Origin of the sequence: Microbacterium sp. Cr-K20 (genome assembly GCF_000708325.1) — a bacterium.
Lineage (GTDB): Bacteria > Actinomycetota > Actinomycetes > Actinomycetales > Microbacteriaceae > Microbacterium.
In genome coordinates this window covers 23396-32826 of sequence record NZ_JARE01000037.1, presented here as the reverse complement: position 1 = coordinate 32826, position 9431 = coordinate 23396, and the positions used below count along the sequence as shown (strand labels likewise).

General features: G+C 70.3%; 9 protein-coding genes. 6 read left to right on the top strand and 3 right to left on the bottom strand.

Annotated features, from left to right (window positions below):
- The first annotated feature begins 190 nt into the window (after window positions 1–190).
- From GZ67_RS0105780 to GZ67_RS0105770, 3 genes are read left to right on the top strand one after another with little or no spacing between them, the layout of a single operon-like run.
- Window positions 191–823, top strand: coding sequence for a PadR family transcriptional regulator (locus tag GZ67_RS0105780; RefSeq protein ID WP_029264018.1), 633 nt, complete (start codon window positions 191–193; stop codon window positions 821–823).
- A gap of 45 nt (window positions 824–868) precedes the next feature.
- Window positions 869–2572 carry an ABC1 kinase family protein gene (locus GZ67_RS0105775; protein WP_029264019.1) on the top strand — a complete coding sequence of 568 codons (1704 nt, stop codon included), beginning with the start codon at window positions 869–871 and terminating at the stop codon, window positions 2570–2572.
- A 60-nt stretch (window positions 2573–2632) separates the two neighbouring features.
- Window positions 2633–4642, top strand: a complete 2010-nt coding sequence (locus tag GZ67_RS0105770) for a BCCT family transporter (RefSeq protein WP_029264020.1) — start codon at window positions 2633–2635, stop codon at window positions 4640–4642.
- Window positions 4643–4652: 10 nt separating this feature from the next.
- Here the strand turns inward: GZ67_RS0105770 and GZ67_RS0105765 are convergent, their stop codons facing one another.
- On the bottom strand, window positions 4653–6212 hold the full coding sequence (locus GZ67_RS0105765; RefSeq protein ID WP_029264021.1) for an SDR family oxidoreductase: 1560 nt from the start codon (window positions 6210–6212) through the stop codon (window positions 4653–4655).
- 98 nt (window positions 6213–6310) lie between these two features.
- Here GZ67_RS0105765 and GZ67_RS0105760 point away from each other — a divergent pair, with 98 nt between their 5' ends.
- The 3 genes from GZ67_RS0105760 to GZ67_RS0105750 all read left to right on the top strand — a co-directional run bounded on the left by GZ67_RS0105760 (window position 6311) and on the right by GZ67_RS0105750 (window position 8627).
- Window positions 6311–7534 carry an MFS transporter gene (locus tag GZ67_RS0105760; RefSeq protein WP_029264022.1) on the top strand — a complete coding sequence of 408 codons (1224 nt, stop codon included), beginning with the start codon at window positions 6311–6313 and terminating at the stop codon, window positions 7532–7534.
- 296 nt (window positions 7535–7830) lie between these two features.
- Window positions 7831–8313, top strand: coding sequence for an SRPBCC domain-containing protein (locus GZ67_RS0105755; RefSeq protein ID WP_029264023.1), 483 nt, complete (start codon window positions 7831–7833; stop codon window positions 8311–8313).
- On the top strand, window positions 8310–8627 hold the full coding sequence (locus GZ67_RS0105750) for an ArsR/SmtB family transcription factor (protein ID WP_308737263.1): 318 nt from the start codon (window positions 8310–8312) through the stop codon (window positions 8625–8627). Before GZ67_RS0105755 ends, GZ67_RS0105750 begins: the two co-directional genes overlap by 4 nt.
- 3 nt (window positions 8628–8630) lie before the next feature.
- On the opposite strand, the gene GZ67_RS0105745 is transcribed toward GZ67_RS0105750, so the two are convergent.
- Both GZ67_RS0105745 and GZ67_RS0105740 read right to left on the bottom strand, forming a co-directional pair.
- Complete coding sequence (locus GZ67_RS0105745) at window positions 8631–9182, bottom strand: MarR family winged helix-turn-helix transcriptional regulator (protein WP_029264025.1); 552 nt, start codon at window positions 9180–9182, stop codon at window positions 8631–8633.
- A complete protein-coding gene (locus GZ67_RS0105740) occupies window positions 9182–9424 on the bottom strand; it encodes a hypothetical protein (RefSeq protein WP_029264026.1) in 243 nt (80 codons plus the stop codon). The genes GZ67_RS0105745 and GZ67_RS0105740 overlap by 1 nt, the downstream gene beginning before the upstream one ends.
- Window positions 9425–9431: the final 7 nt, after the last annotated feature.

The following is a 9431-nucleotide window of genomic DNA, read 5'->3' as shown; positions in this document are numbered from 1 at the left end:
CGGCGGCGCGCGTGGTCCCGGCGCAGCTCGGGATCGATGCGGCTCTCACCGGTGCCGCGCTCCTCGGCGCGCGCCTGGTCGAGCGCTCGGACTGAGATCGGGCGCGCCGCCCTCCCTCCTGAAACTCCCACCCCATCCTCAGGGTGAACGACATATCGTTGAGTATCGTTCACCCCATCAGGAGGTCATCATGAACAACGCATTCCCCTCCAACCCGTTCGGCGGCACCAGCGGCTCCGGGAACAACGGCGGCCCCGGCGGCCTCTTCGGCGGCGCCGGCTTCGGCACGGGCCCCGGCGGTCCGGCATCCGCGATCTTCGAGGCGATGGACCAGCTCCGCAAGTCGTTCGAGCCCCGCCCGTCCGGCGGCTCGCGCATGGCCCGCGGCGATGTCCGCACGGCCGTGCTCTCCCTGCTCGCCGAGAAGCCGATGCACGGCTACCAGATCATCAACGAGATCGCCGAGCGCAGCGGCGGCACCTGGAAGCCGAGTGCCGGCTCCGTGTACCCCACGCTGCAGCTGCTCGCCGATGAAGGACTCATCGAGGCCGAGGAGCAGAACGGCCGCAAGACCTACTCGCTCACCGAGGCCGGTCGCGCCGTCGCCGACGAGAGCTCCGAGACTCCGGCCCCGTGGGAGTCGTCCGGCAAGGACGGCCACCGTGACAGCGCCCGCTTCAGCGCGCTGCCCAAGGCGGGCGTCGACCTCGCCGCCGCCGCAGCCCAGGTCGGTCGCAGCGGTTCGCCCGAGCAGGTGCAGCAGACCATCGAGATCCTCGACGAAGCCCGCCGTAGGCTGTACTCGATCCTCGCGCAGGACTGACCGCGCAGTGCGGCATCGGGTGAGGGCCTGCGAGAGGACCACGCGATGACGGATGCCGCGGCACAGGGCGCCCACCGCGCCAGGTACCGCCGCATCGTGTCGTTCGCGGGCCGGGAGTTCCTGAAGATCTGGTGGTTCGAGCTGGTGCTCCCGCGGCTCGGCATGAGCCGGGTCGCCGAGCGCACACGAGGGCAGCGGATGCAGACGTTCGCGCGTCGCTTCCATGTGCTCGCGGTCGAACTCGGCGGTCTCATGATCAAGGTCGGACAGTTCATGTCGTCGCGCCTCGACGTGCTGCCGCCCGAGATCACGAAAGAGCTCGAGGGGCTGCAGGACGAGGTTCCGGCGGTGCCCACCGCGGCCATCCGCGCGCTCGCCGAGGCCGAACTCGGCATCCCGCTCGAGCGCGCCTACGCGTGGTTCGACGACACTCCGGTCGCGGCGGCATCCCTCGGTCAGGTGCACCGGGCCCGGCTCTCGGCACTCGACGCGGCCGACACCGGACTCGGCCACGTCGTCGTCAAGGTGCAGCGGCCGGGCATCGACGGCATCGTCGCGGTCGACCTCGCCGCGCTCCGCCGGGTCGCGCGCTGGTTGACCCGCGTGCGCCTCGTCGCCGACCGGGTCGATGCTCCCGCGTTGGTCGAGGAATTCGCCGCGACCAGCCTCGAGGAGATCGACTACCTGCACGAAGCCGCGAGCGCCGAGCGGTTCCGCGAGAACTTCGCCGACGACCCGCGCGTCGCCGCTCCCGAGATCGTGTGGGAGCGGTCGACCCGTCGCGTGCTCACGCTGTCCGACGTCACCGCGATCAAGATCAACGACACGGATGCGCTGCGTGCCGCCGGCATCGACCCGTCCGCGGTCGCCGCGGTGTTCGCCGAGGTCATGTTCGACCAGGTGTTCACGCACAGCTTCGTGCACGCCGACCCGCACCCCGGCAACATCTTCGTGACGCCGGTCCCCGCGGGCGCAGGCGAGTCGGGGCGGAACTTCCAGCTCACGTTCATCGACTTCGGGATGATGGCCGAGGTTCCCGACAGTCTCCGCGACGGGCTGCGCACGCTCCTCATCGCGGTCGCCGGGCGTGACAGCCGCGGCCTCGTCGCCGCCGCCCAGGAGATCGGCGTCCTGCTGCCGTCGGCCGACACCAACGAGCTCGAACGTGCTCTGAGCGCGCTGTTCGCCCGCTTCGGCGGCATGGGTTTCGCCGAACTCAGCAAGGTCGATCCCCGGGAGTTCCGCGACTTCGCGGAGGAGTTCGGCGACATGGTGCGCTCGCTCCCGCTGCAGCTGCCCGAGAACATGCTGCTGCTCATCCGCGCGGTCTCGCTGACCTCGGGCATGTGCAGCGGACTCGACCCGGCGTTCAACGTGTGGGATGCCGCCGAGCCCTACGCCGCACGCCTGCTGCGCGACGAGAGCGGCAACATCGTGCAGGCTTTCGCGGGCCAGGCGATGGACACGATGGCGACGACCTGGCAGCTGCCCGGCCGCATCGACCGGATCATCACCCGCATCGACGACGGCAACGTGTCGTTCGACACCTCGCGGCTCGAGCGTCGCCTCGATCGGCTCGAGGGCATCGCGCGTCGCATCGCCTCGGGAGTGCTGTTCGCGGCGCTGCTCGTGGGCGGTGCCCTGCTCGTCCCCTCGCTGCCTCCGCTGGGCATCACCCTGATCTGCGTCTCGGCCCTGCCGCTGCTGCACTCGGTGTTCGCCGGCGTCGGTCGCCGCGGCTCGCGGTAGGGCGCGGCCCGCGGTAGGCGGGGCACGCGACAGGTATATCGCGTGACAGGATGGTGTGCCATGGAGACCCCTGACGAGAAGCCGCCCGCACGCTCCGCAGGAAGCACCCCGCCGCGCCCCCGCACGGATGTCGTCGGCACGGGCGTGAACCGCCTCCCGGCCAAGGCCACCGAGGCCGCGAAGAAGATCGTCCGCGACATCGCGGCCGTCCCGCCGCGCAGCGTGCATCCGGCCCTCGTGCCCGGCGTCTCGGTCGAGGAGACCGGCCGCACCTACCGCACCGACGCACTCGTGTTCGGCGTCGCGGTGGCGCTCACGGTCGCCTTCATCGCGTGGGGCGTCTTCGCCGGCGACAACCTCTCGGGCACGACCTCGGCCGTGCTCGGCTGGGTGGTGGAGTACTTCGGGTTCTTCTTCACGACCATCGCCACGATCATCCTGGTGTTCATGCTGTTCGTCGGCTTCAGCCGCTACGGCCGCATCCCCCTCGGCCGCGACGACGAAGAGCCCGAGTACTCGATGTTCTCGTGGATCTCGATGCTGTTCGCCGCTGGCATGGGTATCGGTCTGGTGTTCTGGGGTGCGGCCGAGCCGCTCACCTTCTTTGAGAGCCCGCCGCCGGGCACGGTCGAGGCGAGCACCCTCGACGCCATGCACACGGCGCAGACGCAGGTGCTGTACCACTGGGGCCCGCAGGCGTGGGCGTTCTACGCGCTCGTCGGTGGTGCGATCGCCTACGGCGCCTACCGCCGCGGCCGCACCCCGCTGATCTCGTCGATCTTCGCCCCGCTGCTGGGCGAGGGCCGCACGGCCGGACCCCTCGGCCGCACGATCGACATCTTCTCGATCATCGTCACGCTCTTCGGAACCGCAGCATCCCTCGGCCTCGGCGCCCTGCAGATCGGGCACGGCGTCGAGATCGTCAGTGGCGCCGGCCCGCTCGGCAACGGCATCCTCATCGCGGTCATCGCCGTGCTCACCGCGTGCTTCATCGCCTCGGCAGTCTCGGGCGTCTCCAAGGGCATCCGGGCGCTGTCGAACATCAACGCCGTCGTCGCGCTGCTGCTGGCGTTCTTCGTGTTCTTCGTCGGACCGACGCTGCTCATCCTCAACGTGATCCCCTCGGTCGCCGTGCAGTTCATCGGCGACCTGCCGCAGATGATCGGCCGGTCGGCATCGCAGGGCGAGGCCGCGCAGACGTTCCTGTCGAGCTGGACCATCTTCTACTGGGCATGGTGGATCTCGTGGTCGCCGTTCGTCGGCATGTTCATCGCGAAGATCTCGCGCGGCCGGAGCCTGCGCCAGTTCGTGTCGGTCGTCATCGTGGTGCCCTCGGTCATCTCGCTCATCTGGTTCGCGATCTTCGGCACCACGGCCATCCAGCAGCAGATGGACGGCGCGAACCTCGCCGTCGACCCGCCGGAGGAAGTGCTGTTCGGCGTGCTCGAGAACCTGCCGTTCCCGCTGATCACGAGCATCGTGCTCATCCTGCTGATCGCGATCTTCTTCGTCACCGGCGCGGATTCCGCCTCGCTCGTGATGGGCACCCTCTCGCAGCAGGGGCGCCCCGAGCCGGCGCGCTGGGTCGCGGTCGTCTGGGGTGTCCTGGTCGGCGTGATCGCGGCCGTGCTACTCGTCACCGGCGAGGAGGGGAGCGGGCTGAAGTCGCTGCAGAATGTGACGATCATCGCGGCGCTGCCGTTCGCGATCATCATGGGCTTCATGATGATCGCGTTCATGAAGGATCTGCGGCGCGATCCGCTGATCCTGCGCGACCGCTACGCCCGCGCCGCCGTGCGCCACAGCGTGATGGCGGGGCTCGAAGAGTACGGCGACGACTTCGCGCTCGTGCCCGTCGAGTACGACCACTCGGAGGACGATCTCGCCTGGATCGACGAGTCCACCGTCGACGAGACGCTGGCCGAGGTCTACGAGGCAGCGACCGAGGCCATCGACATCATCCCGCCCGCCGAGGTGGATGCCGTGGTCGACGCGGCCCTCGACGATACAGCAGGGACGGATGCGGCGGCGGATGCAGCGCCGAGCGGGGAGCGACCGCGGGAGTCGTGATTCCCCGGCGCTAGGAGTTCTCGGCCGCAGCGGTGATCCGCGAGGCCATGCTGGCGAAGATCAGCCCGTGGAAGGGCAGCACCGCGAGCCAGTACAGCCGACCGCTGAGGCCGCGCGGGAAGAAGATCGCCCGCTGTTCGTAGCGGGCGCCCGCGGCGTCGGGGAGCGCACGCAGCTCGAGCCAGGCCTCGCCGGGCACTTTCATCTCGGCACGGAGCCGCAGCAGCCCACCGCTCGCCGCCGACGATTCGGTCGCCGCGCCCGGTTCCTCGACGGCTTCGACGCGCCAGAAGTCGATCGCGTCGCCCACGCGGGCGATCGTCTGGCTGCGGCGACCCCGGCGCAGCCCCACTCCGCCGACCACGCGGTCCATCAACCCGCGCACCGCCCAGAGGAACCGTGACGAGTACCAGCCGTTCGTTCCACCGATGCCCAGCACCACCGACCACAGCCGGTCGACGGAGGCCGACGTGACGAGCGTGCGGGCGTCGGTGAAGACGGTGCGGCCCGCCCAGTCCGGGTCGCTCGGCAGCGGGTCGCTGGGGGCGCCCGAGACCTCGGAATCCTGCCAGCTCGTCTCGATCGCGTCGGCGTCGACCCGCCCGAGCGCCAGGTCGACGGCTCGTCGGTACGGCGTCAGGCCGCCCTTCGGCTGCGGGATCAGCTCGTCGACCGCGTGGTCCTTCATGATGCACTCGTTCTGCAGCGACGCCACGAGCGGGCGGGCGATCGAGCGCGGCACCGGCGTCACGAGGTTGACCCAGTGTGAGGCGAGACCGGGAGTCAGCACGGGCAGCGCGGCGATCGCACGCTGCGGCAGACCCGCCTCGACCGCGTAGCCGTTCATCATCTGTCCGTAGCGCAGCACGTCGGGTCCGCCGATGTCGACCGCGCGGTTCACGTCGGCGTCGACTCGGGCGGCGCCGAGCAGATAGTGCAGCACGTCGCGTACGGCGATCGGCTGGATGCGGTTGCGCACCCACTTCGGCGCCGGCATGTACGGCAGTACGTCGGTGAGGTGACGGATCATCTCGAACGACGCCGACCCCGACCCGATCACGACCCCCGCCTGCAGCACGAGCGTCGGCACGCCGGACTGCAAGAAGATCTCGCCGACACGCACGCGGGAGCGCAGATGGGGTGACAGCTTCACGTCGTCCGGATGCAGTCCGCCGAGGTAGACGATGCGCCGCACACCCGCGCGGGCCGCGGCCTCGGCCACCGTCGTCGCCGCGCGCTCGTCGCTCTCCTCGAACCCCTTGCCGGCGGTCATCGAGTGGATCAGGTAGTACACGACGTCGACGTCGTCCATGGCTGCGGCGACAGCATCCGCGTCGTCGGCCGACCCTTCGACGATCTCGCAGTCGGGACCCCAGGGGAAGGATGCCGCGCGCGCGGCGTCGCGTGCCAGCACCCGCACGCGATATCCGGCGTTCAGCAGCCGCGGGGTGAGTCGCCCGCCGACGTATCCGGTCGCGCCCAGCACGAGCGCGCGCGGCGCCGACCCGTCGTCGCGGGGGAGCGCGCGCAGCGCCTCTTCGTCGCCGGTGGGCTGGGTGAGTGGGGCCATGGGTCGAGCGTACGACGGGCAGGGGGTGGCGGGTACGGGGTTGTGGCGATGAGCCGGTGCGGATAAGGAGCGCGCGCCCGACCGTTACGATCGTAGGCATGGCTTCAATCGAATCGATTCGACGAACGGCTCCGGACCGGGCGTCGCGGCGTGCGCGCATCGCCGTCTCCGCCCTGTTCCTGACCAACGGGGCGCTGTTCGCGAACATCCTGCCGCGCTACCCGGAGATCAAGGCCGGACTCGGACTCGACAACCTCGGCTACGGCTTCGCGATCGCCGCGTTCCCTGCGGGTGCCATCGCCGCGGGGCTCCTGGCCGCGGTGCTGATCCGCCGGTTCGGCTCGGCGCGCATCGCCGTGATCGGCACCGTGCTCACCAGCATCGGCCTGCTCTCCGCCGCCCTCGCCCCTTCGGGGGTGCTGTTCGCCGTCGCGCTGTTCCTCGGCGGAGCATCCGACGCCATCACGGATGTCGCGCAGAACGCCCACGGCCTCCGCGTGCAGCGGCGCTACGGACGCTCGATCATCAACGGATTCCACGCGATCTGGTCGATCGGCGCCGTGATCGGTGGGGCGATGGCCGCCGTCGCGATCGCCCTGCAGCTGCCGCTGGGTGTGCACCTCGGCATCTCGACCGCCGTTTTCGCGACCGTCGCCCTCGTGGCCCTGCGGTTCTGCCTCCCCGGCCGCGACGACGAGACCGAGACGGATGCCGTCGCCGCCCCGGCCGAGGTGACGGGGGCGCTGCGTCGCCACGTGACCCCGCGCACCGTGATCGCGATCATCGCGCTCACCCTCATCGCGATGGCCGGAGCCGTCGCCGAGGATGCCGGCAACTCCTGGGCGACCCTGTACCTCGCCGACTCGCTCGGGGCCGCGGCGGCGATCGCCCCGCTCGGCTTCATCGCCCTGGTCGGCGCGCAGTTCATCGGCCGGATGCTCGGCGACCCGCTCACCGACCGGTTCGGGCAGCGCTGGGTCGCGCGGGTGGGCGGCATCATCGCGGCGGTGGGCATGACGCTCGCGCTCGCCTTCCCGACCGTGCCGGGCACGATCCTCGGATTCGCCGCGGTCGGCTTCGGCATCGCGACCCTCATCCCCGCGGCGATGCACGCCGCCGACGAGCTGCCGGGGCTGCGGCCGGGCGTCGGCCTCACGGTCGTGTCATGGCTGCTGCGCCTCGGGTTCCTGCTGTCGCCCCCGTTCGTGGGGTACATCGCCGAGACCGAGAGCCTGCGCGCCGGGCTGCTCGTCGCCCCGGTCGCCGCCCTCGTCGCCGTGCTGCTCGCCGGCTTCCTGGAGAAGCGCCGCCCGCGGGGGTAGTGGGCATGCGGCATCCGGCATCCGGCATCCGCCCGGCATCCGGCATCCGCCCCGTCCGTCCCCGACTCCGGCGCAGATGTCGGACGAATGCACGGATGCAGGACGGATCCGCGGTGTTTCGTCCTGCATCCGTGAATCGGTCCTGCAAGTGACGCGGGACGGAGGTGGGTCGGAGCGCGGGAGCGGATGCCGTGACCGGAAAACTGCAACCGAGGGGTTGCGCAACCGGAACCAGTGTGCAACTCTGGGGTTGCAGTTGGTCGACCGGCCAGCGCGAGACTCCGAAAGGATCCATCATGGTGAACATGACCCACAACGAGGCATCCGTCGTCGATGAGGAGACCTTCTCCGTCCGGCGCAGCATCCAGATCGCGGCCCCCGTCGAGAAGGTGTGGCGAGCCGTCGCCGAACCCGAGCACATCTCCCGCTGGTTCGGGCGCACCGTGCTCGACGGCACCGGCGTCGGCGCGACCGGCACGATGACGTTCCCCGACTACGACGTGATCCCGCTGCGGGTCGACGAGTACGACGAGCCGCGGCGCATCACGTACCGCTGGAACAACGACGACGCACTCGGGAAGCTCCCCGACAGCATCGACGAGTCGACCTCGACCGTCTTCACCTTCACGCTCGAAGAGGCCGACGGCGGCACGCGCCTGACGGTCGTCGAGAGCGGCTTCGAGCGCACGTCCGATCCGCGCGGCAACCTCGAGTCGCACCTCACGGGCTGGGACCTGGAGCTCGACAAGATGGTCGCCCTGGTGGAAGGCGAAGCGTGACCACAGAGACGCTGCTGCCCATGTTCGCGGCGCTCGCGGACGAGACGCGCTGGAGCATCCTGACGGCTCTCGGCGAGGGGGATGCTTCGGCATCCGCCCTCGCCGGGCGCCTTCCGGTGTCGCGGCAGGCGATCGCGAAGCACCTCGCCGTCCTGCAGGAGGTCGGCCTGGTCGAACCCGTGCGCGTCGGACGGGAAGTGCGCTTCCGCGTCGTCGGCGCCGAGCTCTCCGCCACCGCGGCGAAGCTCGACGTGATCGGCCGTGAGTGGGACCGTCGCCTCGCCGCGATCAAGGAGATCGCGGAAGGCCTGTAGCCGTCACTCCGCTTCGGGCCCCGCCTGGTCGCGGATCACGTCGCGCAGCTCCTCGTCGAGGTCGGATGCCTCTTCGATCGCAGCCGTCATCCCGGCGAGGAACCGGGTGACGACGGCCCGCTCCTGGTCGGAGAGCTCGTCGACGAGCGTGAGCATGCGGTGGTGCATCGCCCCCAGCGTGGCGCGCACCTCTTCATCGCTGCTGACGGTCGGGACGACGACCCCTGCCCGGCGGTCGGTGGGGTGCGCCTCACGGCGGACATGACCGCCCTTCTCGAGGCGGTCGATGAGCGTCGTGGTCGATGCGGTCGAGATGTTGAGCATCCGGGCGATGTCGATCGCGCGCACGATCCTGCCGGCCCGCTGCTCCCGCAGGAGGAATCGCAGGGCCATGAGGTCGGTCTCGTTCATGCCCATGGAGATGCGGGTGCGCTCACGCATCGCGGTCTCCGCTGCGCGGTAGCGGCGCAGCATGTTCAGCACGTCGATGGTGCTCGTGCTCTCGCCGTCGGGGTACCAGTATCCGGAGCGGGCGTGGTCCTGAGGTTCGGCCATCACGCCACCCCCTCTCCGTCGTCGAGGGTGCGTGCCGTGCTGAGTTCGAGCATCTCGATCGCGCCGGTCGCCACCTCGGCGGGGACGACGAGGAGGAAGCCGCCGGTGATGGCGTCGTTCTCGGCCTCGATGATGCGCGCGATGCGATCCCGGGCGACGGTGGGGAACTGCGCGTGGAGGTGATCGAGCAGGTCGGCGAAGCCGATGTACCGCTCGTCCGTGAGGTCTATGAGCTCGACCATGACGTCC

Excerpts from the sequence above, each read along its gene's own strand:
- GZ67_RS0105755 (WP_029264023.1), top strand. The coding sequence starts at position 7,831 with ATGGTGAACATGACCCACAACGAGGCATCCGTCGTCGATGAGGAGACC.
- GZ67_RS0105745 (WP_029264025.1), bottom strand. The coding sequence starts at position 9,182 with ATGGCCGAACCTCAGGACCACGCCCGCTCCGGATACTGGTACCCCGAC.
- GZ67_RS0105770 (WP_029264020.1), top strand. The coding sequence starts at position 2,633 with ATGGAGACCCCTGACGAGAAGCCGCCCGCACGCTCCGCAGGAAGCACC.
- GZ67_RS0105780 (WP_029264018.1), top strand. The coding sequence starts at position 191 with ATGAACAACGCATTCCCCTCCAACCCGTTCGGCGGCACCAGCGGCTCC.
- GZ67_RS0105740 (WP_029264026.1), bottom strand. The coding sequence starts at position 9,424 with ATGGTCGAGCTCATAGACCTCACGGACGAGCGGTACATCGGCTTCGCC.
- GZ67_RS0105765 (WP_029264021.1), bottom strand. The coding sequence starts at position 6,212 with ATGGCCCCACTCACCCAGCCCACCGGCGACGAAGAGGCGCTGCGCGCG.
- GZ67_RS0105760 (WP_029264022.1), top strand. The coding sequence starts at position 6,311 with ATGGCTTCAATCGAATCGATTCGACGAACGGCTCCGGACCGGGCGTCG.
- GZ67_RS0105775 (WP_029264019.1), top strand. The coding sequence starts at position 869 with ATGACGGATGCCGCGGCACAGGGCGCCCACCGCGCCAGGTACCGCCGC.